The 23,345-nt window shown below is 64.4% G+C and carries 20 protein-coding genes and 1 pseudogene; 12 read left to right on the forward strand and 9 right to left on the reverse strand.

The window, feature by feature from the left end:
* The first annotated feature begins 52 nt into the window (after window positions 1–52).
* The 4 genes from BM252_RS17185 (at window position 53) to BM252_RS17200 (ending at window position 5,764) form a co-directional block, all read left to right on the forward strand.
* Entirely contained in the window at window positions 53–1,348 is a 1,296-nt protein-coding gene (locus tag BM252_RS17185) for a urate hydroxylase PuuD (RefSeq protein WP_093388895.1), read from the forward strand.
* Between the two features lie 300 nt (window positions 1,349–1,648).
* Complete coding sequence (locus BM252_RS17190; protein ID WP_093388896.1) at window positions 1,649–3,274, forward strand: HAL/PAL/TAL family ammonia-lyase; 1,626 nt, start codon at window positions 1,649–1,651, stop codon at window positions 3,272–3,274.
* Between the two features lie 237 nt (window positions 3,275–3,511).
* Entirely contained in the window at window positions 3,512–4,813 is a 1,302-nt protein-coding gene (locus BM252_RS17195; protein ID WP_093388897.1) for an NCS2 family permease, read from the forward strand.
* 81 nt (window positions 4,814–4,894) lie between these two features.
* The gene (locus tag BM252_RS17200) at window positions 4,895–5,764 is read left to right on the forward strand and encodes an outer envelope protein (protein ID WP_093388898.1); all 870 of its coding nucleotides are present in this window, start codon (window positions 4,895–4,897) and stop codon (window positions 5,762–5,764) included.
* Here the strand turns inward: BM252_RS17200 and BM252_RS17205 are convergent.
* Window positions 5,761–6,510, reverse strand: a complete 750-nt coding sequence (locus BM252_RS17205; RefSeq protein WP_093388899.1) for a DUF4386 domain-containing protein — start codon at window positions 6,508–6,510, stop codon at window positions 5,761–5,763. The two genes, BM252_RS17200 and BM252_RS17205, sit on opposite strands and share 4 nt — an antisense overlap.
* Window positions 6,511–6,651: 141 nt before the next feature.
* Here BM252_RS17205 and BM252_RS17210 point away from each other — a divergent pair, with 141 nt between their 5' ends.
* Window positions 6,652–7,167: an AraC family transcriptional regulator ligand-binding domain-containing protein gene (locus BM252_RS17210; protein ID WP_093388900.1), complete on the forward strand. Its 516-nt coding sequence runs from the start codon at window positions 6,652–6,654 to the stop codon at window positions 7,165–7,167.
* On the opposite strand, the gene BM252_RS17215 is transcribed toward BM252_RS17210, so the two are convergent.
* From BM252_RS17215 to BM252_RS17225, 3 genes are all read right to left on the reverse strand, one after another.
* Window positions 7,148–7,519 (reverse strand): type 2 periplasmic-binding domain-containing protein, encoded by a 372-nt coding sequence (locus BM252_RS17215; protein ID WP_093388992.1) that lies wholly within the window; start codon window positions 7,517–7,519, stop codon window positions 7,148–7,150. The genes BM252_RS17210 and BM252_RS17215 overlap by 20 nt on opposite strands.
* Before the next feature lie 126 nt (window positions 7,520–7,645).
* Window positions 7,646–8,818 (reverse strand): hypothetical protein, encoded by a 1,173-nt coding sequence (locus tag BM252_RS17220; protein ID WP_245774310.1) that lies wholly within the window; start codon window positions 8,816–8,818, stop codon window positions 7,646–7,648.
* Between the two features lie 239 nt (window positions 8,819–9,057).
* Complete coding sequence (locus BM252_RS17225; protein WP_093388902.1) at window positions 9,058–9,528, reverse strand: Lrp/AsnC family transcriptional regulator; 471 nt, start codon at window positions 9,526–9,528, stop codon at window positions 9,058–9,060.
* A 126-nt stretch (window positions 9,529–9,654) separates the two neighbouring features.
* On the opposite strand from BM252_RS17225, the gene BM252_RS17230 reads away from it, so the two are divergent.
* Window positions 9,655–9,981, forward strand: a complete 327-nt coding sequence (locus BM252_RS17230; protein WP_174900567.1) for a hypothetical protein — start codon at window positions 9,655–9,657, stop codon at window positions 9,979–9,981.
* Between the two features lie 60 nt (window positions 9,982–10,041).
* On the opposite strand, the gene BM252_RS17235 is transcribed toward BM252_RS17230, so the two are convergent.
* The 3 genes from BM252_RS17235 to BM252_RS17245 all read right to left on the reverse strand — a co-directional run bounded on the left by BM252_RS17235 (window position 10,042) and on the right by BM252_RS17245 (window position 16,140).
* Window positions 10,042–11,340, reverse strand: coding sequence for an NCS2 family permease (locus tag BM252_RS17235; RefSeq protein ID WP_093388993.1), 1,299 nt, complete (start codon window positions 11,338–11,340; stop codon window positions 10,042–10,044).
* A gap of 193 nt (window positions 11,341–11,533) precedes the next feature.
* Window positions 11,534–13,528 carry a phytase gene (locus BM252_RS17240; protein WP_093388903.1) on the reverse strand — a complete coding sequence of 665 codons (1,995 nt, stop codon included), beginning with the start codon at window positions 13,526–13,528 and terminating at the stop codon, window positions 11,534–11,536.
* Between the two features lie 26 nt (window positions 13,529–13,554).
* A complete protein-coding gene (locus BM252_RS17245) occupies window positions 13,555–16,140 on the reverse strand; it encodes a TonB-dependent receptor (protein WP_245774311.1) in 2,586 nt (861 codons plus the stop codon).
* A gap of 538 nt (window positions 16,141–16,678) precedes the next feature.
* On the opposite strand from BM252_RS17245, the gene BM252_RS17250 reads away from it, so the two are divergent.
* Both BM252_RS17250 and BM252_RS17255 read left to right on the forward strand, forming a co-directional pair.
* A complete protein-coding gene (locus tag BM252_RS17250) occupies window positions 16,679–17,674 on the forward strand; it encodes a GGDEF domain-containing protein (RefSeq protein WP_093388994.1) in 996 nt (331 codons plus the stop codon).
* Complete coding sequence (locus BM252_RS17255) at window positions 17,671–18,696, forward strand: AraC family transcriptional regulator (protein WP_093388905.1); 1,026 nt, start codon at window positions 17,671–17,673, stop codon at window positions 18,694–18,696. Before BM252_RS17250 ends, BM252_RS17255 begins: the two co-directional genes overlap by 4 nt.
* A gap of 36 nt (window positions 18,697–18,732) precedes the next feature.
* Here BM252_RS17255 and BM252_RS17260 read toward each other — a convergent pair.
* Window positions 18,733–18,939, reverse strand: a pseudogene (locus BM252_RS17260) (VOC family protein); the annotation flags it as partial.
* 168 nt (window positions 18,940–19,107) lie between these two features.
* Here BM252_RS17260 and BM252_RS17265 point away from each other — a divergent pair.
* Window positions 19,108–19,734, forward strand: coding sequence for a pyridoxamine 5'-phosphate oxidase family protein (locus BM252_RS17265; protein ID WP_093388995.1), 627 nt, complete (start codon window positions 19,108–19,110; stop codon window positions 19,732–19,734).
* Between the two features lie 20 nt (window positions 19,735–19,754).
* On the opposite strand, the gene BM252_RS30235 is transcribed toward BM252_RS17265, so the two are convergent.
* Window positions 19,755–20,027 carry a hypothetical protein gene (locus BM252_RS30235; protein WP_139236566.1) on the reverse strand — a complete coding sequence of 91 codons (273 nt, stop codon included), beginning with the start codon at window positions 20,025–20,027 and terminating at the stop codon, window positions 19,755–19,757.
* 356 nt (window positions 20,028–20,383) lie between these two features.
* Between BM252_RS30235 and BM252_RS17270 the strand changes: the two genes are divergently transcribed.
* From BM252_RS17270 to BM252_RS17280, 3 genes are all read left to right on the forward strand, one after another.
* Window positions 20,384–21,376: an alpha/beta hydrolase family protein gene (locus tag BM252_RS17270; protein ID WP_093388906.1), complete on the forward strand. Its 993-nt coding sequence runs from the start codon at window positions 20,384–20,386 to the stop codon at window positions 21,374–21,376.
* Between the two features lie 57 nt (window positions 21,377–21,433).
* The gene (locus BM252_RS17275) at window positions 21,434–21,655 is read left to right on the forward strand and encodes a hypothetical protein (RefSeq protein WP_093388907.1); all 222 of its coding nucleotides are present in this window, start codon (window positions 21,434–21,436) and stop codon (window positions 21,653–21,655) included.
* Between the two features lie 272 nt (window positions 21,656–21,927).
* On the forward strand, window positions 21,928–23,304 hold the full coding sequence (locus tag BM252_RS17280; RefSeq protein WP_093388908.1) for a hemolysin family protein: 1,377 nt from the start codon (window positions 21,928–21,930) through the stop codon (window positions 23,302–23,304).
* The last annotated feature ends 41 nt before the right edge of the window (window positions 23,305–23,345 follow it).

The following is a 23,345-nucleotide window of genomic DNA, read 5'->3' on the forward strand; positions in this document are numbered from 1 at the left end:
CGTCTGGAGCGCCCGCGGTGGCAGACGAGTCAAATACCATCATGGAGACAACATGGAATTGCTCGCTTACGGCGTGGATTGGCTTAATCTATTGGTGCGCTGGTTGCACCTGATCACGGGCATCGCCTGGATCGGCGCCTCGTTTTACTTCGTTTGGCTGGACAACAGCATCCGCCCGCCCAAACCGGGCTCGGACCTGGCCAAAAAAGGCGTGTCGGGCGAGTTGTGGGCGGTGCACGGCGGCGGTTTCTACAATCCGCAGAAGTATCTGGTGTCGCCGGCCGAGCTGCCGGCGGACTTGCACTGGTTTAAGTGGGAGGCCTACGCGACGTGGTTGTCGGGCTTCGCGCTGTTGTTCATCGTCTACTATTTCAACGCTTCGGCGATGATGATCGACAAGTCGGTGGCCGACCTGAGCCAGTGGCAAGCCATCGGCGTCGGCCTCGGCACCTTGCTGCTGGGCTGGACCGTCTACGATCTGCTGTGCCGCTCGCCGCTGGGGCAGAAGGACGGGCTGCTGGGCATGGTGATGTTCGTCTTTATCGTGGCGACGGCCTTCGTGCTGACCAAGCTGCTCAGCGGCCGCGCCGCCTACATCCACGTCGGCGCGATGATCGGCACGATGATGGTCGGTAATGTCTTGATGCTGATTATTCCCGGCCAGCGCAAACTGGTCGAGGCGATGGAGCAGGGCAAGTCGCCCGATCCCATCCACGGCAAGAAGGCCAAGCAGCGCAGCGTACACAACAATTACTTTACGCTGCCGGTGTTGCTCATCATGATTAGCAACCACTATGCGATGACCTACAGCCATTCGTATAGCTGGTTGTTGCTGGGCGCGATCATCGCCGCTGGCGTGCTGATCCGTCACTTCTTCAATCTGCGCCACCACGGCCGCACGGCTTGGGGCTTCCCGGCCGCCGGTGTGGCGATTCTGCTCGCGGTGGCCGTGGCCATCGCGCCGCGTCCGGTGGCCAAGGCCGCGCCCATGGCCCAGGCCGTTATTGCCGGCGGTGCCGCCGCCATCGGCGCAGGCCACGCTGGCTGCAACGGCGGCGCCGACGCCGCAGCGACGGCCGGCGCCGCCCACGGCGCCGACTTCAACCGGGTGCAGGCCATCGTCACCCAGCGCTGCGTCAGCTGCCACGCGGCGCAGACCACCCAGCCGGGCTTTGCCACGGCGCCGGCCGGCGTGATGCTGCACACGGCCGAGTTGATCCGTCAGAACGCGGCGAAGATCAACCAGCAGGCGGTGGTGCTGAAGTCTATGCCGATCGGCAATATGACCAACATCACGCCGGAGGAGCGCGCCGAGATCGGCGCCTGGTTCGCCGCCGGGGCTAACTGAGCGCAGCGGCCAACGGCGCAGTGCCAGCGGCAGCCAGGGTCAGACCCTAGGGTCTGACCCTCGGGTTGCGCCGCTGGCAACATCTTCAGACCCTAGGGTCTGACCCTCGGGTTGCGCCGCTGGCAACATCTTCAGACCCTAGGGTCTGACCCTCGGGTTGCGCCGCTGGCAACATCTTCCGGGCCGTTTGGCGGCCCACGTTTTTCCGCTCGTCCATCCGCTCCGTCCTCCCGCGCCCGCGCCGGGACGACGGGCGCGGCTGGTCGCGCCCATACACAATTGAATATAGAGAGAATCATCATGAGCACAACAACCATCAATGGTTTCAACCTGACGGCCGCGCAAGTGGTGGCCGTGGCCCGCGACCGCCACATCGAGGTGGCGCTGGCCGCCTCTTCGCGCGCAGCGCTAAAGGAAAGCCGCGACTACATCGAGGCGACCTGGATGCACGACGAGGCGCCGATGATGTACAGCTTCAACACCGGCGTCGGCATGCTGAAGGATACCCGCGTCAAGGTCGCGGACATCGTGCTGTTCCAGACCCAGCTGATCAAGGCGCACGCCGCCGGCATGGGCGAACCGTTCTCGGAGGAGGTCAGCCGGGCCACGATGCTGCTGCGCGCCAACGCCTTCGCCAGCAACTATTCGGCGCCGCGCGTCGAGGTGGTCGACCGCCTGCTGGCCTTCGTCAACGCCGGCATCCACCCGATCATGCCGCAGAAGGGCTCGGTCGGCGCCTCGGGCGACCTGGCGCCGCTGGCCTACCTGGCCGCCGCCATCGCCGGCTTCCCCGAGGCGGAGGTGATGTATGACGGCCGCCGCATGTCGGCGCCGGAGGCGATCCAGCTGTCCGGCGTCGGCCCGGTGGTGTTCGAGCTGAAGGCCAAGGACGCCTCGGCGCTGATCAACGGCTGCACCGTGTCGCTGGCGGTGGCGCTGCTGGCCGCCGCCGACGCGCGCAACATGCTGTCCGACGCCTGCCTGTCGCTGGGCCTGACCCTGGAGGCGATGCGCGCCGAAATGGCCGCCTTCGATCCGCGCATCCACGCGGCGCGGCCGCACGCGGGCCAGATCAAGACCGCCGCCATCGTGCGCAACTTGCTGGAGGGCTCGACCCGCACCACCCATGCCGCCCGCTCGGTGCAGTTCCCCGAGGAGCTGCGCCGCACCGACATCCCCTACACCGAGCGCATCCAGGACGTGTATTCGCTGCGCTGCGCGCCGCAGGTCTACGGCCCGGTGTTCGACGCGCTCGACTACATCGACACCATCCTCGACAAGGAAACCAACTCGGCCACCGACAATCCGCTGATCTTCGGCAAGGACGGCGGCGGCTTCGAGATCATCTCCGGCGGCAATTTCCACGGCCAGTACCTGGCCCAGGCGATGGACCTGCTGGCGATGGCCGTGGCCGACCTGGGCAGCATTGTCGAGCGCCGCGTCGCCCGGCTGATCGATCCGACCCTGTCCTGGGGGCTGCCGCGCAACCTGATGTCGGGCGTGCGCGGTGTCAACACCGGCTATCCGGTGGTGCAGTGTTCGCTCAGCTCGCTGGTGATGGAGAACCGCACGCTGTGCATGCCGGGCAGCGTGGATAGCATTCCGGCCAAGGGCAATAGCGAGGACCACGTGTCGAACTCGACCTGGTGCGCGCGCAAGGCCGCCGTTGTTGTATCGAACACACAATATATTGTCGGTGTAGAAATGTTACTTGCGGCCCAGGCGCTGACGATGACGGAGTCGCTGCTGCCCGGGTTTGTGCTCGGCAAGGGCACCCAGGCGGCCTACGACTCGGTGCGTGGGCAGATCGCCGCCTGCCTCGACGGCGACCGCTGGTTGCACGCCGACATAGAGATGGCGCGCTCCTTCGTGGTCAGCGGCTCGGTGCGCAAGGCGGTCGAGGCGAAGATCGGGAGTTTTGTCTAACTACCGCCGCACCTTCGAAAAGGAGGGAAGTGGGGGGGCAAAACGGCAGGAACTGCGCTTTGCCCCGCCCGATATAGGAATCCACTGATAGGAAGTATCCGCTTTGCCGGACATGGCGAAGAAGGGGCTGGGCTATGGTCACACCCGGGTCACACCCAGATCATCCGCCGGTTGTTCCCCTGTTTAATCGGCGCATGACACATAGAACTATATAAAAAGAGAACAAGGAGACGCAAAATGTTGTTACTAGAAAAGTTTTTCAAGCTGAAAGAGAATGGGACGGATGTGCGCACCGAGCTGGTCGCCGGCCTCACCACCTTCCTGACGATGGCCTACATCATCTTCGTCAACCCCTCCATCCTCGGCGACGCCGGCATGCCCAAGGGCGCCGTGTTCGTTGCCACCTGCGTGGCGGCGGCGCTGGGCTGCCTCATCATGGGCCTGTACGCCAACTATCCCATCGCGCTGGCGCCGGGCATGGGGCTGAACGCCTATTTCGCCTACGTGGTGGTGAAGGGCATGGGCATGCCGTGGGAAATGGCGCTGGGCGCGGTCTTCATTTCCGGCTGCCTGTTCCTGTTCGTCAGTGTGTTCAAGTTGCGCGAGATTATCGTCAACGGCATTCCGCATTCGATACGCACCGCGATCACCGTCGGCATCGGCTTGTTCCTCGGCCTGATTTCGCTGAAGAGCGCCGGCATCGTCGTCGCCAACCCGGCCACGCTGGTGTCGGTGGGCGACCTGCACAAGGCGCCGCCGCTGCTGGCCATCATCGGCTTTTTCATCATCGTCGCGCTGGACCGTCTGGCGGTGAAGGGCGCGATTCTGATCGGCATCCTGGCCGTGACGGTGCTCAGCTTCTTCGTCGGCGGCAACCACTTCGACGGTCTGGTGGCCGCGCCGCCGTCGCTGGCGCCGACCTTGTTCAAGCTCGACATCATGGGCGCGCTGTCGGTCGGCCTGCTCAATGTGGTGCTGGTGTTCTTCCTGGTGGAATTGTTTGACGCGACCGGCACCCTGATGGGGGTGGCCAACCGCGCCGGCCTGCTGGTCAACGGCAAGATGGAACGCCTCAACAAGGCCTTGATGGCCGACAGCTGCGCCATTGCCGCCGGCTCGCTGCTGGGCACCTCCAGCACCACCGCCTACATTGAAAGCGCCGCCGGCGTGCAAGCGGGCGGCCGCACCGGCCTGACCGCTGTCGCCGTGGCCGTGCTGTTCCTGGCCTGCCTGTTCATTTCGCCGTTGGCCGGCGTGGTGCCGTCCTACGCGACGGCGCCGGCGCTGCTGTACGTGGCCTGCCTGATGCTGCGCGAACTGGTCGACATCGACTGGTCCGACACCACGGAAAGCGTGCCGGCCGCCATTGCCGCGCTGACCATGCCGTTCACCTATTCGATCGCCCTGGGCGTGGCTTTCGGCTTCATCTCCTACGCGGTGTTGAAGCTGTTGACCGGCCGGGTGCGCGAAGTGCGTCCTGTCATTTGGGCGATCGCATGCGTGTTCACGTTCAAGTTCGTCTATCTCGGCGCGGGCTGAGCGGGCGGCACCCATTCGCGCCCGGCGGCGCCACCGCTGCGCTGCCGGCCGCATCGTCAATTCAATTGGACTACATAAAAAATGTTTAACACTACAAAGAGACACCTTCCACAACTGTTGTGCATCGCCTGCCTTGGCCTGGCCGGCGCGGCCCAGGCCGCCGACTGGAGCGACACCTCGATCAGCTATCGCACCGGCAACGACTACCGCGAGCCGTTCAATCCGCAGGACATTTCCAAGCACATCTTCGCGCTGACCCACGTCAGCGGCTACAAGTACGGCAGCAACTTCTTCAACGCCGACTTCCTCATCTCGGACAAGAACGATCCCGCCTCCTTGAACCAGGGCGGCGGTGCGCAGGAGGCCTACATCCTCTACCGCAACACCTTCGACCTGGGCAAGATTAGCGGCAAGGCCATCAAGTTCGGCCCGGTTAGCGGCGTCGGCATCACGGCCGGCTTCGACGTCAACACCAAGAACGACGTCGGCTATAACTCGCGCAAGCGCATGCTGGTGCTGGGGCCGACCTTGATGTGGGACGTGCCGGGCCATTTGAACACCAGCCTGCTGCTGCTCAACGAGAGCAACGCGCCGAGCGGCGCCTTCGCGCCGATTTCCGGCGTGACCGGCCGCTATACCTACAAGACGCACGCGATGCTGGCGGCCGATTGGTCCATTCCAGTTAGTTCGCTGGTGGCTTTTGAAGGCTACGCCAACTTCATCGCCGCCAAGGGCAAGGACGAGGTAGGCCGCGACACCGGCGCCGAAACCAATATCGACATGCAGCTGATGCTCGACGTGGGCGCGCTGGCAGGCAGCGCCAAGAACACCTTCCGCGTCGGCGTCGAGTACCAGTACTGGCGCAACAAGTTCGGCAACACCTCGGCCACCACCGGCGGCCGGGGCAATGTCGCCAAGACGCCGATGCTGCGCGCCGAGTACCACTTCTAAGCGGGTTTCGCCCCCGGCGCGCGCGTTGCCGTCGCCGGGGTGTTGGACGCCACTCGATCGAACCTGACTCCACGGAACAACAACCACAGCCCGGTGACGATCTCGCTGACAAACATCGGGGCGAAGCCGAACTGGGTCAGGGCCGCGTGTTCCGGCAGGACGAAGTTGGTCAGGCTGACCAGCACCACCAGAACCGAGGCGACAATGCCGAAGACGGCCTGAACCTTTGGCAAATAGGCCGATTTCAGGAACAGGCTGAAGAACAGGATGGAGCCGCAACTGAAGAACAAGGTCGAGGTATTGAAGAGGACAAAATGGCTGTGGCGCGCCAGCGTCATCAGCGCCTGCCACTGCTCCACGGCGCCGCCGGCACTGTTGAAGGCGGTATAAATCCGCAATTGTTCGAAGCTGAAGACGAGGGCGACCGCGCCGATGAAGGTTTCGCCGAGGCGAAACAGCAGGGCCATTTGCGCCAGGCGCTCGTTGACCGGCTTCACGGCGACATACAGGCCGTAGGCCAGCGCGATGGTGCACAGCGGCGTCAACACCTGCAGCGCCAGCGCGAGCCGGTATAGATGCTCGGAGGCGCCGGCATTGCGCGCGGCGGCGGCAAAGTCGCCATCGCCGACGATGCCGGCAATGATGAATTCACCGCTCATGTACATGACAATCAGCAGCAAATAGACAAAGCCGGCCAGGCGGGCGTAAAACATCTGTGTCTCTCGAACCGAAGAATTTTGCGTCATGGGTCTTTCTTTCTGTGATGTTCATAAAATATAGTACTGTTACAAGCTTGGTAACCCGCAAAGACTATCCTGAAAGCACGAGTAAGAACATGACTTTAAGCTTCAATGACATGATCCCAGGTTGCAGCCTGCCCCGAAGCGATGGCTGAGCTGACGGTCGCGGCCGGCGTTGCGCGTGGATTGTTGGACCTGGCGGTGGCCAAGGGCGCCAGCCGGGAAGTGTTGGCGCAGCGCGCGGCGATCGAGTTGAGCGTCCTGGAAGACCAGGACAACCGTGTGCCCTTCGCCAGCTATGTCGCGCTGATGCGGGCAGGCAAGGAACTGTGCGGCGATCCCGCGCTGGCGCTGCACTACGCCGAGGAGATCGACCTGTCCGAAGTGTCCATCGTCGGCCTGCTCGGCCACGCCTCGGCCACCATGATCGACGCCTTCGCGCAGTTGAACCGTTACGGCCAGCTGGTGGTCGAGGTGGAGGTTGAGGGCGTGGCCGTCGCCGACCGCTTCCAGCTTGTGCCGAGCAATGGCGAGCTTTGGCTGGTCGATACGCGCCAGCGCCCCAACGATTGCCCCGAGCTGACCGAGTCGACCTTCGCCCGCATGGTGTGCGGCACCCGCCGCTTCGGCGACACGCCGTTCGTCAAGGCAGGGTCAGGATGACCTTGACGCTGTCGTCCACCGCCGACTTTTCGATGTAGCCGATGGCGTTGAGGTCGGCCACGATGGCTTTCTTGACCTCGGCCGTGGAGTGCATCTCGATCGGCGCGACGCCCTTGCCGGTGAAGACGATCTTGGCCCAGGCCGCCTTGACCTGGGAGATGTCCTTGCCGGAGATCTTCTGGTAGAACTCGGCGCGGATCGGCGATTTTTCCGCCTGGTCGAGCGGCACGAACATGGTCGACTTGCCGAGGAAGAACTGGGACGCCTGCTCGGAGAACATGCGGGTGGCCGGGTTCTTCGGGTTGACGACGACCACGATTTCAATCGCCAGCGCCTGGGCGGCGGCGCACATGAGGCTGAGACCGACCAGGGCGGTCCGGAAAGGCTTGTTCATATATTTTCTCGCTAGAAATCAAGACCGGCAGCCTGCGCTGCGGCCCTGTTCATCAAAATGGCCGTCGAACTCGCTGGTCGGCGTTCAGAACACGGTTTGCCAGGACGCCGTCAGCAGGTCGGAGTTACCGGTGAACAGCCACTTCGACTCGTCCTTGATGCGGTCGTACTGCAGTTTGAAGGCCTGCGAGGAGGTGAAGTCCCAGCGGTAGCTGAGCGACTTGGTGCTGTGTTTTTCGGTGCCGGTCGGCCAGTAGGCGGCCCGCTCGCGGAATTGCGACCAGGACAGCATGACCGTGTGGGCGCCCCATTTTCGGCCGCCCGAATAGGACTGGGCGGTGTAGGTGTTCTTGACGGTGGGGCGGTCGATGTAGTTGAGCTCGCTACGCAGTATCCAGTCCTTGTAGTCGACGTTGAGCGAGAGGCCGTAGAAGGATTGGCCGACGTCGTTGACGAAGTCGCCGTTGGCGCCGGTCATCACCGGCGAACGCACGCCGTTGACCACGGCAAAACGCTCGACCACGGTGTGCATGTAGACGCCGCGCGCGGTGACGATGTCGTTGCTGACGTCCAGATAACCGCCATACATTTTCTTCCAGCTCTCGTCGATTGTGCTCGAATAGTAGATATTGCCGAGCAGGGTGTTGTCCTTGGTCTTGCGCTGGCCGAGCCAGAGATTGCCGTTCACGTTCCAATCGCCCACCGAGCCGGAATACAGCACGTTGGCGCCGTCGTAGGAATAGATTTGCCAGGCATATAAATCCTGCGACGGTCGAACCCACGGATAGGCGTAGCCGACGTACATATAATCGGAGTAGTAATACAGCGGCAGACGCTTGCGGCCGAATTGCACGGTCCAAGTGTCGTCTATTTTATAACTGCCGTAGGCCCAATCGGCGTTCAGGGAGCTATCGGCGCCGCGCGCGACCAATTGAACGGTGGCGGAAATTTGCGGTGTGAATTTGAAATTGCCCTGGACTCCGGCTAGCGATTCCGGCGCCAGATCGGTCTTGTGATATTGGTAGACGCCGGCGTATTCGTAATTGCTCACGAAGCAGGGGCACTCATAGCTGACGCCCGGCTTGGTGCTCAGGGTGTACGGGGCGGTGCCGCCTTGGCCGGTGGTAGGGTCGCCACTCAGCACGCGGCCGGCGGTGACTTGGGCGAAGCCGCTGAAGCTGGTATCGACCGCCTGGGCGGTGGAAGCCAAGGTGCCGAATAGCGCAAACATCGCCAGTGGTAGTTGTTTCAAGCGCATGGCCCCGTCCTTTTTTATTGGAAATAAATAAATTCGCTGAAAACGAATTTACTATTCACAAATGAAAAAATCAAGCTGGGAGGAAACTTATGTCTTTTTTTGGTGAATATTCCAATTCGCCATGTTTTATTCCAATACTATAATATTGATTTTTGCGAAACCTGAATAGTGAAATGTTTAGTTAATGTAAAAATTATTTTCGGGAAAGTTAATCGAGAATATATGCCCGTCTGGCAGAATCAAGGTTCGACCGAATGCGAGCGCTTCAAGCAGCGCAGGACGAAGGTCGAGCGGCTGTGGCGCAGGCCGGGCAGGCGGTACAGTTTGCGGCGCAGGAATTCCTCGTAGCCGGCGGTGCCGGCCACCGCCACCTTGATCAGGTAGTCGTATTCGCCGGTCAACAGGTAGGCCTCCATCACCTCCGGCAGGTCGGCCAGCGCCTGGCCGAATTTTTCGAAGATCTCGTCGTCGTGGCGGTCCAGCGTTACCTCGATGATGACGGTGTCCGGGAAGCCCAGCGCCTTCTGGCTGAGCAGGGCGGTGTAGCCCTCGATCACGCCGTGCTCCTCCAGCGCGCGCACGCGGTTCCAGCAGGGCGTGGTGGACAGGCCGACCTTTTCGGCCAGCTTGGTGTTGCTCAGGCGGCCGTCGAGGCGCAGTTCGCGCAGGATGCGGCGGTCGATTTCGTCGAGTTGGGCTTGATGGTCCATGGGTCTTTGTCGGCTAAGTAGAATATTCCATTGAATGGCTATTGTATGGTGTTTTCTTCTTCATTTGACGCCATTTCGCATAAAGTATGGAAGCCTATTTTGCGGCTGGCTGGCTATAGTGGAGGCATGAATACTTCCACTTCCCCCCATAAAAAGGTTTTCCGCTTCTGCGTGGAGAACGACGCCGCCATCGCCACGCTGGAGGGCGCGCTGGCGATTGTTCGCCGCCTGGGGATCGATTTGTGCAGCCTGCGCACCAGCGCGGGCGAGCAGGGCATGGAGGTGCAGCTGCGTCTGGCGGCGGCGGAGGAGGAGCCGCTGGTGCTGTGCCGCATGCGGCTGCACAATGTGGTCGGCATCCTGGGCGTTCGCGAGATGCCGGTGCTGGCCCGCGCAACGATGTTGCGGCGGGTGCCGGCGGCGGGGCAGGATGTGCGGCGCAGCGCGGCCTGAGGTGGCGCGCCGTGGCAAGCCGGCGCCCACTAACAGGTGTCGTGGGCGGCGGCGAGCGTATTAGCCCTTCAGGTAGGCGTACTTGAACAGGAAGATCGCGGCGATCACCCAGACCACCGGCCTGACCTGGCGCGCGCGGCCGGTCAGCAGCTTGAGGCCGGCGTAGGTCATGAAGCCGAAGGCGATGCCGTGGGCGATCGAGTAGGTGAAGGGGATGGCCAGCGCGGTGATGGCCGCCGGCACGCTCTCGGTGGTGTCGCTCCAGTCCACCTCGGTCAGGTCGCGCAGCATCAGGCAGGCGACGAACAGCAGCGCCGGCGCGGTGGCGTAGGCCGGCACCACGCCGGCGATCGGCGCGATGAACAGGCTGGCCAGGAACAGCAGGGCCACCACCACGGCGGTCAGGCCGGTGCGGCCACCGGCCTGCACGCCGGCCGCGCTCTCGATGTAGGCGGTGGTGCTGGAGGTGCCGAGCATGGAGCCGGCGACGATGGCGCAGCTGTCGGCCATCAACGCCTTGTTCAGGCGGACCATTTTGCCGTCGACCAGCAGGCCGCCACGGGCGGCCACGCCCATCAGGGTGCCGGTGGCGTCGAACAGCTCGACCAGGAAGAACACCAGCACCACGTTGAGGATGCCGACCGAGAAGGCGGCCTTGGGGTCGAAGGCGAACAGCGTGGCGTCGATCGACGGCGGCAGCGAGACGAAGCCCTGGAAGGTGTTGCCGCCGATGAAGAAGCTGAGCACGGTGACGGCGATGATGCCGATCAAAATGGCGCCAGGCACGCGCAGGCGGTCCAGCGCGACGATCAACAGGAAGCCGGTGATGGCCATGACGGCGGCGGGCTTGTGCAGGTCGCCCACCGAGACCAGGGTGGCCGGGTTGGCGACCACGATGCCGGAGCTCTTCAAGGCGATCAGCGCGAGGAACAGGCCGAGGCCGACGGTGATGGCGCTGCGCAGCGAGTGCGGGATGCCGTTGACGATTTGCTCGCGCACCTTGAACAGGCTGACCAGAATGAACAGGCAGCCGGAGATGAACACGGCGCCCAGCGCGGTCTGCCAGGGCACGCCCATGCCCAGCACGACGGCGTAGGCGAAGTAGGCGTTCAGGCCCATGCCGGGCGCCATGCCGATCGGGTAGTTGGCGTACAGGCCCATGATGAGGGTGCCGACGGCGGCGGCCAGGCAGGTGGCGACGAAGACGGCGTCCTTCGGCATGCCGGCGTCGGCCAGGATGGTCGGGTTCACGAAGATGATGTAGGCCATCGTCAGGAAGGTGGTGAGGCCTGCGATGAGCTCGGTGCGGACGTTGCTGCCGTGCTCTTTGAGCTTGAAGAATGTATCGAGAGTGGACAAGTGCGTCTCCGTGAATTTGCCAGTGGTCCCGCGCGCGCGGGCCGATAGGATATCACGGATGGTGATGTGGCCGGCGTTGGGGCGGCCGCCAACGCCGGCGCGGGCCGGCAGCTCCGGCAAAAAATCCAGTGGCGCGGACGTAGGGTCAGACCCTGAGGGTCTGACCCTGGCTTCGGCGTGGCGTGCCGACGCGTTAGTCCAGCTTGAGGGCGCGGGCGACGTCCTCCCAGGCCACATACTTGAAGTTCTGCGCGCCGTCCGGCAGGCGCTTGTAGCCGTCCTGCACCACCAGCATGCCCTTGGCGTAGGCGCCGCCCAGGTTGGCCGAGGTGACGTCCAGGCCGTCCGTCTCCGAGGTGCCGTCGATGCCGGCGGCCAGGTTGAAGCCGATGCGGAAGCCGCCGCGCACCTTGTATGGCGGCCGCGCGTCGAGCACCACGTAGCTGTTGCTGCCTTGGCTGGACACCACCAGGTAGTCGGCCTTGGCGCCGTGGTACAGGGCCATGCCTTCGACGTCGGCGGTCAGGTGCGGGCCGACCGGCAGTGCCATGGCCAGCGCGTCCGGCTTGGCGGCGTCGGCCGAGGTGACCCACACGCCGCGCTTCTCCTCGCCCAGATACAGGCGGGCGTTGCGGTCGTCGGCGACGCAGCCCTCGGGCTGGCTGGCCACCTTGAACTTGCGCAGCAGCGTGCTGGCGAAGCGGCCGTCCTGGCGGCCGATGCGGTACTGCAGGAAGGTGCCGTCCTTGTCATTGATGAAGACCTCGAGGCCGCCGGCCGCCGGCTGGTAGGAGCAGATGCCGTAGATTTTATCCAGCCCGGTGGGGAAGCGCGCCGCCTCGTTGACGTCGCCGTTGGCGTCGATGTTGAACAGCACCAGGGTGTTGTCGTCGCGCTGGGTGGCCACGGCCAGGTCGTAGCGCTGCTGGTCGATCTGCACGTTCTGGCGCAGGTCGACGTTGTTCAGACGGCCCACCTCCAGCAGTTGCAGCTGCTTGCCTTGCAGGTCGTAGACCAGCAGGCCTTGCTTCTTGTTGGTGCCAAGGACGCGCGAGGCGGAACGGTCGGTCGGATGCAGCCAGATGGCTGGATCGTCGGCGGCGTCGCCGGGGCGGGCCATCGGCTCTGTCTGGGCGCGCGGCTCGATGATGGGCAGCGGTGCCGCCTGCGTGGCTGTGGCTTTGGGGGCCTGCCAGGCCAGCGGGCGGATCTGCCAGGACTTGGCGCCTTCGTCGGGCAGCAGCAACTGCGTCAGCGGCTGCGCGCGCGCCGGCGTGGCGACGGAACCGGTGCCGGCTGCTGCTGCTGCTGCTGCTGCTGCGGTTCCAGTACGGCCACCTGCGGCGGAAGCCGCATCGGCGCCGGTGGCGGCACCGGCGCCGAGGTGCACGGCCAGCTGCTTGGCGCCGCCCGCGCTTTGCCGGCCGACGGCTTGCCACACGCCGTCGCGCTGGCGCAGCAGGTGCAGCGTTTTGCCTTTGGCGTCGAGCAGGGCGACGCCGCCGCCCGGCAGCACGGCCAACGCGCCGGCGCCGTCCTCCAGCTTGCCGTAGGGCGCGCGCAGGGCCACCGGCTCGCGGCTGCCCACGCCTTCGGCGTCGGCGTCGTAGGCCCACAGGCCGACGCCGCTTTCGCTGACCAGCAGCGTTTGGCTGGCGTCGTCGACGCGGCAGTGCTTGACGTGCGGTGGCAGCGCCAGCTTGCGCACCAATTGGCGCTGCTCACCGTGCAGCACCCATTGTTCCGCCTGGCCGTCTTTGGCGATCAGGAACAGGTGGTCGAGCTGCTGCGCGTCGCGGAACAGGCAGGCGGACTCGATGCCGTGGCTCGGCGCCGGCAGCTGCGCTTGTGGGCGCAGCTGGCCGGCCTTGGTGTCGGCGATGATGATCTGGGCGCGGTTGGTGTTGGCGTCCAGGACCATGGCCAGGGCGCCGTCGGCGTGGCTGCGGATGTCGAGCTGCTTGGCGCGCATCGGCAGCGCGGCGCGCTCCTTGCCGGCGGCGTCGAGCAGGTGCAGGCCATGCTTGTCCAGGGTCAGCCAGCCGCCGTCGGGCAGCGCGGCCAGCTCCTGCGCGCGGGCGGTGGCGCCCGGCGTGTGTTGGATGGCGCTGCTGGCGGCGAAGGCCGGCGTGGTCAGCACGGTCAGCAGGGCGGCGCCGACGGCGCTCTTAATAGTATGGTTGCTCATTTCAGTCTTCTTGGTTGTTGTGGTGGTTAGAACAGATTGGCCTTCAGGCTGATCTTGTAGGTGCGGCCGTACTGCTCGAACTGGGCGTTGTGGCCCTTGCTGCCCTGGTAGACGTAGTACTTCTCGTTGTTGATGTTGGCCGCGTCGAACACCAGTTGCAGCTGCTTGTTGATCTGGTAGGCGAAGGAGAAGTCGAGCTGCTTCTGCGTGTCGACGATGCGGTCCTGCGCCGGGTTGAGGATGTCGGCGCCCAGCTCCAGCAGGTAGGGCGACTTGTAGTTGAGCGCCAGCCGGGTGCTGACGGCGCCGCTCTCGTAGCCCAGCATCAGGTTGAGCATGCGGTCGGACTGGCCGGGCATGTCGATGCTGCGGCCCAGCGTCTTCTTCGCCGCCAGGTCGTAGCGGGCGATGTGGGCGCTGGAGTCGGACCAGGTGCCGTTGGCGCCGACGATCAGACGGTTCCAAGGCGCCGGCAGCATGCGCAGCGGCTGGCTGTAGGACAGCTCCAGGCCGCGCACGCTGGCCGTGTCGCCGTTGGCGAAGGAGGTGGCGGTGGTGTAGCCGGCCCACTTGCCGCTGCCGGCCAGGTTGGTGGTGTAGGTGAAGTTCTTGATGTCCTTGTGGAAGAGGTAGGCCGAAACGGCGCCACCGTCGGCGCCGAGCATGCGCTCGATGCCCAGGTCCAGATTGGTCGACTTGAGCGGCGCCAGGTCCGGGTTGCCGATGCTCGCCTCCGTGGCGCTGGCCAAGCTGACGCCGGGCGCCAGCTGGCTGAAGTTGGCGCGCACCACGGCGTGGGTCCAGGCGGCGCGCACGCTGGTCTTGTGGTCGACGTCGTAGCGCAGCTGGACCGAGGGCAGCCAGTTGGTGTAGGAGCGCTCGCGCTGCAGCGGCGTGACGACCGCGCCGCTGACCTGCGAACCGGAGGCCTCGAAGCGGGTGCGCTCGGCGCGCACGCCGGCCAGCAGGTGCCAGGCGTCGAGGGTCAGGCTATCCTGCAGGTAGGCGGCGTCGATGTTCTCGTTCATCTTGTAGTCGTTGATGGTCGATTCGAGCGCCAGGCGGGCGGCATTGCGGTCCAGGCCGGCGACGCGGGCGCGTATCAGCGCCGGGTCGATGGCGCTGCCAATGCGGCCGAGCGGGTAGTCCAACTCCCGGCCCTGGACGAAGCCGGCCATCGACACGCCGCCGGCGCCCCAGTAATTGGGGCTGGAGCTCTTGGCGCTGTTGTACTGCCACTGGTTGGTGTCGTTGGTCTTCTCGCGGCGGCTGGCCTTGAGGCCGAACTTCAAGGTCGAGCGGGCCTGGCCCAGGTCGAACTCGTGGCTCAGGTCGACGCGCGCCTGGTTGGCCTTGTCGGCCGAGTAGCGCTGCTGCAGGCTGATGGCGTTCAGGCTGTAGTTGGCCGGGTCGTAGATGCTGTTCGGCGCCACCAGGTGGGGCTGGACGCCGTCGGTGAAGCCGACGCCGGCGAAGTTGGAGGTGCCACGGAAGCGGCCGTCGTTCAGCGCCTCCGGGGTGTCCTCGTCGGCCTTGTTGGCGGAGCCGGACAAGGCCAGCTTCCAGTCGCCGAACTGCTGCTCGGTGCCCAGCACGAAGGAGCGGATGGTCTGGGTGTATTTGCGCTGGCGGATGCGGCGCTCGGCGCGCGCGCTGGCGCTGGCGCCCTCGGCCACGGCGCCGCCGGCGATGTTGCTGATGGTCAGACGGTCGCGCACCTCGTCGTCGCTGAAGCGGCTGAGGAAGCTGCGCAGGTAGAAGCTGCTGCCGTCGGCCGGGCGGTAGTCGAGGTTCAGCGCGAAGGCGTTGCGCTCGCGGACCGGCAGGTAGTCGCGCAGCTCGAAGCCGCCCAGGCGCTCGCCGTCCCAGGCACCGCCGGTCTCCACGTTGTCCGAGCCGAACTTGCGCTTTTCCAGACTCAGGCCGGCGGCCACGCCCAGCTTGCCATCCATGAAGCGCTGCGCGCCCAGCAGGGAGGCGTTGGGGCTGGTCTTGCCGGTGTTCTGGTCGTAGCTGGCGCCGGCGCTGGCCGACAGCAGGCGGCCCGGCAGGTCGAAGGCGGACAGCGACTTGACCTCGACGGTGGCGCCTAGCGAGCTGGCGTCCTGGTCCGGCGTCAGCGTTTTGGTCACCTCCAGCGAGCGGATCAAACCGGCCGGCAGCACGTCCAGCGCCACGGCGCGGCGGCCCGCCTCGGGCGAGGGCACCAGCGCGCCGTTGATGGTGACGTTGTTCAGGTCCGGCCCCATGCCGCGCACGGTGATGTAGCGGCCCTCGCCCTGGTCGCGCTGCACCGACACGCCCGGCAGGCGGGCCAGCGCCTCGGCGGCGTTCTTGTCCGGCAGGCCGCCGATGTCGTCGCTGCTGATGACGCTGATGATGTTGTCGGCCTTCTCCTGCGCCGCGATCGCCTTGCTCATGGCGACGCGCTGGCCGGTGACGACCACGCGCGAGCGGTGCTCGGAGTCGGCGGCGGCGCCGCTGTCGGCATCGGCCGTGTTGGCGACGGCGTGGCCGGCCAACAGGGTCAGCGCGGCGACGGCCAGGACGGACAGGCGGCAGCCGTGCTGTGGTTCGCCGCGGGTGGAGGAGGGCAGGTTCATAGAGGTCATGGTGAGGTCTTGGAAAAGAAGAAAGTGGCCGGATTCTAGGCAGCCAATATGTCCGTCCCGTGACACGCGGCGGCGCCGGCACGGCGAAAACGGCCGTGGCGGCCCGTTTGGCGTGGTGGCAGCGCGGAGATGAGCCGGATTGACCCGGCGAAGCCGCCGATGGCGTCGGTTTAGCTCGCATCGACGCCGCCCGTCACGCCGCCAAGTCATGAGGCGGTTGGACACAGAAGGCACGCCAGCGGCAACGACCCAGGGTCATACAGCCGGGGTCAGCAGCAGCCGGGGTCAGCAGCCGGGGTCAGTGCCGACATTCGGACACGGACTGGGCTGTAGAGCGTTTCGGCCGTATGGCGCCTATTGTTGAGGTCGTGTCTGAATGTCGGCACTGACCCCGGGGGAGGGGGGGGATTTTTCGTCTGCATCGGTGAGCTGTTTGCACCTGTTGCCGAGACGCGACGGCGGCGGCGCTATTGTCATCGTGCGGTCATCAAGCGCCGCTAAGCTGCGGCACCACCCATTCCACTTGCCCTCCGCCACCATGCTCCGTCTGCACCGCCTCACCCTGTTCTCCGCCGGCCTGGCCCTGGTGGTCTGGTATCTGCTGTACGCCAATATAGGCACGGCCAAGCCCTTCTACCACTGGAAGTGGATGGACATCGTCAGCGAGGGCGGCACCGCGCTGATGGCCGGGGTCTGGCTGCTGTTCACGCTGAGCAGCCGGCCCGGCGGCCGCGTGACCAATCTGCTGGCCGGCGGCCTGGCGGCGATCATGCTGGGCTCCTGGGCCGACTGCCTCGACGAGTTTTTCCACATCGGCAAAGAGCAGATCTGGGACAATTGGCTGGAGGCGCTGGTGCCCTGCGGGATGCTGCTGCTCACCGGCGGCATGTATTACTGGCGCCAGGAGCAGATCCGCCTGAACGACCACCTGCGCAAGCGCGAGCGCCTGTTCCGAGACCACCGCGCCTTCGACCGCATCACCCAGCTGGCCAACGCCGACTACCTGCGCGACCAGATCCGCCTGGAGCAGTCCGGCCGGCCCGGCGTCGACTGCGCGCTGGTGCTGCTCGATATCGACCGCTTCCACCTGATCAACCGCGAGTTCGGCCAGCAGGAGGGCGACCGCGTGCTGCAGGCGGTCGGCCACATGCTGCTGCTGAACCTGCGCGGCGACGATCTGCTGTGCCGCTACGCCGGCGACCGCTTCGCCATCCTGATGCCGGACACCGCGCTGGCCGACGCCGAGGCGCTGGCCAGCCACCTGTGCGCGATGGTCGGCCAGATGCGCCACCACGGCAAGGCCGGCCGCGTGCCGGTCAGCCTGCGCCACGCCTGTTCGATGGCCGACGCGGAGCCGGACGCGCTGCTCGGCGCCCTGAGCCGCGCCGTCGAGACGCCGGCCGCGCGCACCGCCGGCATGGTTGACAGCGGCGCCGCCGCCAGCTCCGGCGCGGGCGCCGACGCCTACCGTGCCGGTGGCCATGGCGACGCGCCAGCGGGCGGGCATCCGCCGCGCGCCGCCGCGCCGGCATGATCGCCTATCGCGGCGCGGGCGAGGCCTGCATCGCCGCGCAGCACCAGCCGGCGCTGGTGCTCGACTACGCGCGCAGCCGCGACGCCGACGGCGTCCACCTGCTGCGCGACACCGGCCTGGACGCCAGCGACATTCCCGCCGCCGGCCGCGCCGTCAGTCCGTTGCAGTACGCCCAGCTAATCCGCAACGTGCTGCGCGAGCTCGATAGCGCCGACACCAGCTTCATGCTGGGCCAGCAGATGCTGCCCGGGCACTACGGCGAGATCAGCCACGCCCTGCTGCACGCGCAGACGCTGCGCCAGGCGCTGCAGATCCTGTGCGAGTTCGCCAGCCGCCTATGTCCGCTGCTGCGGCCGCGCTGGCGCGAGGAGGGCGCGCTGGCCGTGGTCTACTGGATGGACAGCTTCGGCCTGCCGGCGCTGCGCCCGGCGCTGGTGGAGATGCACATGACGGCGCTGGTGGCGATGTGCCGCTGGCTCAGCGGCGAGCGGCTGCCGTGGCGCTTCTGCTTCAACCGCGCCAGTCCGCGCCACACCGAGCAGCACCAGGTGCACCTGGGCCAGGAGCTGCGCTTCGACTGCCACCTGGACGCCATGCTGATCGACGCCGCCTGGCTGGACCGGCCCTGGCCGCGCGGCAGCGCGATGGCCGCCTCGGTGGCGCTGCGCGCCGTCGAGCTGGAGGCGGCGCGCGCGCCGCTGCATCCCGGCCTGCTCGACGCGCTGTACGACTTCCTGCTCGAGCGGGTGCGCGGCGCGCCGACCTTGGAGCTGACGGCGGCGGCCTTCGACGTCAGCCCGGCCACGCTGAAGCGCCACCTGCTGCGCCACGGCAGCCACTTCCAGGCCGAGCTGGACCAGGTGCGCACCCACGTCGCCATCTACCTGTTCCAGACCCGCCGCGCCGACAACGACACCGTCGCCGCCTACCTCGGCTTCCACGACGCCACCAACTTCCGCCGCTCGTTCAAGCGCTGGACCGGGCAGACGCCGGGGCTGCTGCGGGATGCGCTGCACGTTTGAGGCGCGCGGCGGAGTGGCCGGAACGGTCAGTCGAAAAACTGCATGCCCGCGTAGGGGTTTGCCCTGCATTGGGCTAGTCGCGAGCTTAACCAACGATAGACATAGCCATAGTTCGCCGAGGGAGAGGTATGCGCCGCCATCCCAGGCGGCTACGGCGCGGAAGCCTAAAACACGTGTGTAAAAGTCTAGGCTTCTCGCCAAGTTAGTGACGGCGAGAGTAAGGTGATTAATACCTGTAAGCACGGAAGTCCTTGAGTCGGAAGCCTTGAGGAGGTAATCTTAGCAAAATAGCAGGGGCATTGCTTGAAGGCCGACATCGGCCAGGAGCGGTCGTTCGAGCGGTGTTTGCAGCGCCAAAGCACTGCTAAGTCGGCGTTCCGGGTTTTTACAATGAGGAGGTAGACCAACGTGATCCAGCTTGACCCTAATTATGCCGTCTCAGATATCGATACGCTTGAGAGACTTTATGGTGCGCCCGCTGCTGCATCGGTTAAGAAGGAAGTCGCCTACGTGCATCCACAGTATCGGAAATTTATCGAGGCTGCGCCCTTTGTACTCCTCGCAACAAGTGGATCAGAGGGAATGGATCTGTCGCCGCGAGGCGACTCGGCCGGATTCGTCCGCGTTCACGATGCGAACACCTTGCTCCTACCGGACCGGCGGGGAAACAACCGGATAGATAGCTTGCGCAATATTCTTCATGACCCGCGCGTTGCTCTCCTGTTCGTGATACCTGGGATTGGGGAAACACTTCGGGTTGTGGGCAAAGCATCGATCCACCTCGACCCAGACTTGCTTACGACGTTTTGTGTTGATGGGAAGCCCCCTCGGTCCGTGTTGGTGATCAAGGTTGAAGCTGTTTTCTTCCAGTGCTCCCGTGCCGTGCTGCGGTCGAGCCTTTGGGATCATTCTAGGCACGTCGCCCGGGATGATCTGCCGAGTCCAGGGAAGATTCTTGCGGAGGTGAGTGATGGGGCAATTGATGGTCTAAAGTACGATGCTGACTTGCCCGAGCGCCTAAAATCCACTATGTACTGACGATTTTGGTCTACGAGATTTCATCTCCACCAAATGGTCGCGATCCGGCGCGCCGATGGCAGCATGATCGGCTGGATCGACCCGCGGGCTTGACCGGCGGCTGTGGGGCGGAAGCCACCGATCAATTCGTTTGAACCGGCGACAACGCCTTGCGATGCTGTTTCAAGTTTTGGGAAAAACTGTGGCGATAGCAAGAGTGCGCACACCACAATAAGGAAGCACACCCCCGGCGACGGATGTACGGCCTGCAACGCGGCAACAGCAAGCGCGTATGCCGATAAGGCCCACATCATCGAACCCTTCATGCCGCACAGACTACTGGATTATCAGTGTCGAAGGGGCCTGTGCCAAAGGAGGCAAGGAGCGAAAGGCAGCATCGCCGCACTACGGCATACGTTCGCCAAAGCTGCGCTGTCGCAAGGATAGACCATGCGGGCGCGCCGGAAAGGATTGTGATCGACCAAAGCGGCTCCAAGAGGGAAGACATTGATGAAGATGCCGTCGGCGCCTCGGTATAGTCGAAACCCTGCGCATTTGGCGAAGCCCTGCGGCATTTGGCGATGCCTGGCTGCGCCTAGTCGCAGCCACCACCTGACCACGTTCGCAATTCCTATAGTGATCATTCTTCTCAAACACGCAAGGAAAAAACATGCGACACGCGATCAAGCTCCCTTGTCTTATTGCTTCGTTGGTTCTGGCCATGACACACACCACACTGCTATATGCTGCCGGATTCCAGCGTGGTGTTGCTGCGGATCCCGACGGCAAGCCGCTGGAGATTGGCATCTGGTATCCGAGCCACGCGGCGCCGAAGTCGATGTCCATCGGGGCAACAACAATGTCAGTCGCGGTCGACGCCCCGATAGAAGGACGGGGCTTGCCGCTGGTGGTGATGTCGCACGGCACCGGAGGCTCTTTCCTGGGGCACTACGACACGGCCATTGCCTTGGCCGACGCGGGCTATGTTGTCGCGGCCGTCACCCATACGGGCGACAACTATGCCGACCGGAGCCGTAGCATATTCATCATGGACCGCCCTAAGCAAATGAGCCGTGTGATTGACCATATGTTGTCAAGCTGGGGCGACCATGCGGCGATTGACGCTGCACGTATCGGGATATTTGGATTTTCTGCAGGCGGGTTTACCGCGCTGGTAAGCATCGGCGGGCTTGCCGATTTCTCTAAGATACGCCCGATGTGCCGTGAACACCCGGAAGATTTTGCTTGCCAGTTGATAGCGAAGACCGCGCAGGCGGCTAGCGCGCCGCCCGAATCAATTCTTGCGCAGGATCGTCGCATTGCGGCTGCCGTTGTCGCTGCCCCGGCTCTGGGCTTCACGTTCGCATCGGACGGATTGAAGAACGTCACGGTACCCGTGCAACTCTGGCGTGCCGAGGACGACGTCATTTTGCCGCACCCCCGTTACGCTGAAGCGGTTAGACGGGCTCTTCCCATAGCACCTGACTACCGCGTGGTGCCAAAAGCCGGCCATTTCGACTTCCTGGCGCCTTGCGGTCCCGCACTTGCGAGTATCGTGCCGATCATTTGCAAAAGCGAACCTGGCTTCGATAGGCTGGCGTTTCACCAAACCTTTAACACTGCGGTAGTCGATTTTTTCGACAAAAGTTTGAAGCAAAATTGAATCGCCTCGCAGGCCGTGTATGTCGAGCGTAGCTGCTTTGCCATGCCAATTTGACAAGTGATATCGCACTGGCTTTGCCATTGTGCGTCGTGGCAGACGCCGCGTGTCGCTTGGGGCTATGGAGCTCGTAGCGCCATCTACCTGTTCCAGACCAGCCGCGCCGACAACGACACTGGCGCCGCCTACTTCGGCATCCACGACGCGACCAATTTCCGCCGCTCGTTCAAGCGCTGGACCGGGCAGACGCCGGGGCTGCTGCGGGACGCGTTGCACGTGTGAGCGGCGCGGCGAAGTCGCAGCCGCCTTCGGACGTGAAGCTTGCGTCGCGCTGTGTCGCCGTGGACAATCTAGCCTCGCCGGCGGCGATTTTACAGCTCGTTTACGCAAGCACGCGCAGTCGATACGCGGTTTTTACATGCGAGCTGCTAGCATCAACAAGGCCAACGTGGGTATCGGCCGCTTGGTCGCAACGGCGCCGGCGCGTTGCCACGATTCGATGCCTGGGCATCGCTGTCCGGTGGCGAACTCGTATAGATAGGTGGTTTTCCGATATGCATTTTTTGATCCTTGTCGCCCTCATTGCCCTGAGCGGACTGTTCGCGCTGTGCGAAATGAGCATTGTCGCGTCCAAGAAAAGCCGCCTGCAGACGCTGATCGACGGGGGCGACCGAGGCGCCGCCGCAGCGCTGGCCCTGGCCAACGACCCCAACCGCCTGTTGGCCACCACGCAGCTCGGTTTGACCTTTGTCACCCTGGTGGAAGGTTCCTTCGGTTCCATCAGTTTTTCCGGGCAGGTCAGCGCGCTGATCCCCGACTGGGATTGGGTTGCCCCCTGGAAGGAGAAGGCTGCGGCATTTTTCGTTCTCGCGCTCATCACCGCCGCCACCTTGGTGCTGGGCGAAATGTTGCCCAAGCGTGCCGCGCTGGTGCGACCCGAGGCGATCGCGCGCCTGATGGCGCCGCCGGCATTGCGATTGATCACGATTCTGAGTCCGCTCATCACTGTCTTGTCGTTTTGCACCAACCGCCTGATGGCCGCCCTTGGCCTGCCGTTGGTGCGGTCGGAAGCCGTCAGCGCCGAGGATGTCGAGACGATGATCGAAGCGGCGGGCCAATCGGGTCTGATCACGGCACGCGAAAAAGCCATCATGGACAATGTTTGGCGCTTGGACGAACGCAAGGTCGGCGCCATCATGACGCCGCGCCAGGACATTCGCTACATCGACATTGACAAGCCTTACGGCGAAAACCTCGACACGTTCATGCAACATCCGAGACTCCGCCTGGTTGTCGCCCAAGGCGGACTCGATCAGGTCTTGGGCATGGCGCCAACCCGGCGCTGGACCGAGGCGTTGATGGGCCAGTTGCGCGACGGTAAACAAGAGGCACGAATAGACTGGGCGGCCGATCTGGGCCGGATACATAGAATTCCCAACTCGCTCACTTTGATCGAGACCCTGGAGTCGTTTCGCGCCCACAACACCCATGCCGGACTGGTCTACAACGAGTTCGGCCAGGTCGAAGGCATCATCTCGATGGCCGATCTGATGGATGCGCTCGTTGGTGAAGTTCTCCAGGACGCCGACCAGGAAACGTTAATCCGCAAAGACAAGGGAACGACGGGACGTTGGCTGATTGATGGAATGACGTCGATCTCCGACACCAAGGCCGCACTGGGCATCAATGAGTTGCCGGGTGAACGGCAAGGCAATTATCAAACAGCGGGAGGATTCGCGCTGTGGATGATCGGGCGCGCGAAAATGCGTCTGCCGAAGGTCGCCGACAGCTTTGAGTACGATGGCTTACGTTGTGAAGTTGTCGATATCGATCAACGGAATGGCTACCGAATCGAGCATCTCCGCTTCGAGCGGATCGGCCATGCCGACCCCGTGGAATCGATGCCGGCGGAACAGGTGTCGCCGGGATAGCCCGTTATCGCCGGCAAAGTGGCCCTGTTCTGCTCGACTCG

The sequence above is a fragment of the Rugamonas rubra genome, from assembly GCF_900114705.1.
Classification (GTDB): domain Bacteria; phylum Pseudomonadota; class Gammaproteobacteria; order Burkholderiales; family Burkholderiaceae_D; genus Rugamonas; species Rugamonas rubra.

Coding starts and splice junctions, on each gene's coding strand:
- BM252_RS17195 (WP_093388897.1), top strand. CDS start 3,512: ATGTTGTTACTAGAAAAGTTTTTCAAGCTGAAAGAGAATGGGACGGAT.
- BM252_RS30235 (WP_139236566.1), bottom strand. CDS start 20,027: ATGATGTGGGCCTTATCGGCATACGCGCTTGCTGTTGCCGCGTTGCAG.
- BM252_RS17240 (WP_093388903.1), bottom strand. CDS start 13,528: ATGAGCAACCATACTATTAAGAGCGCCGTCGGCGCCGCCCTGCTGACC.
- BM252_RS17230 (WP_174900567.1), top strand. CDS start 9,655: ATGAATACTTCCACTTCCCCCCATAAAAAGGTTTTCCGCTTCTGCGTG.
- BM252_RS17250 (WP_093388994.1), top strand. CDS start 16,679: ATGCTCCGTCTGCACCGCCTCACCCTGTTCTCCGCCGGCCTGGCCCTG.
- BM252_RS17220 (WP_245774310.1), bottom strand. CDS start 8,818: ATGCGCTTGAAACAACTACCACTGGCGATGTTTGCGCTATTCGGCACC.
- BM252_RS17225 (WP_093388902.1), bottom strand. CDS start 9,528: ATGGACCATCAAGCCCAACTCGACGAAATCGACCGCCGCATCCTGCGC.
- BM252_RS17215 (WP_093388992.1), bottom strand. CDS start 7,519: ATGTGCGCCGCCGCCCAGGCGCTGGCGATTGAAATCGTGGTCGTCGTC.
- BM252_RS17210 (WP_093388900.1), top strand. CDS start 6,652: ATGGCTGAGCTGACGGTCGCGGCCGGCGTTGCGCGTGGATTGTTGGAC.
- BM252_RS17200 (WP_093388898.1), top strand. CDS start 4,895: ATGTTTAACACTACAAAGAGACACCTTCCACAACTGTTGTGCATCGCC.
- BM252_RS17270 (WP_093388906.1), top strand. CDS start 20,384: ATGCGACACGCGATCAAGCTCCCTTGTCTTATTGCTTCGTTGGTTCTG.
- BM252_RS17205 (WP_093388899.1), bottom strand. CDS start 6,510: ATGACGCAAAATTCTTCGGTTCGAGAGACACAGATGTTTTACGCCCGC.
- BM252_RS17190 (WP_093388896.1), top strand. CDS start 1,649: ATGAGCACAACAACCATCAATGGTTTCAACCTGACGGCCGCGCAAGTG.
- BM252_RS17185 (WP_093388895.1), top strand. CDS start 53: ATGGAATTGCTCGCTTACGGCGTGGATTGGCTTAATCTATTGGTGCGC.
- BM252_RS17245 (WP_245774311.1), bottom strand. CDS start 16,140: ATGACCTCTATGAACCTGCCCTCCTCCACCCGCGGCGAACCACAGCAC.
- BM252_RS17280 (WP_093388908.1), top strand. CDS start 21,928: ATGCATTTTTTGATCCTTGTCGCCCTCATTGCCCTGAGCGGACTGTTC.
- BM252_RS17255 (WP_093388905.1), top strand. CDS start 17,671: ATGATCGCCTATCGCGGCGCGGGCGAGGCCTGCATCGCCGCGCAGCAC.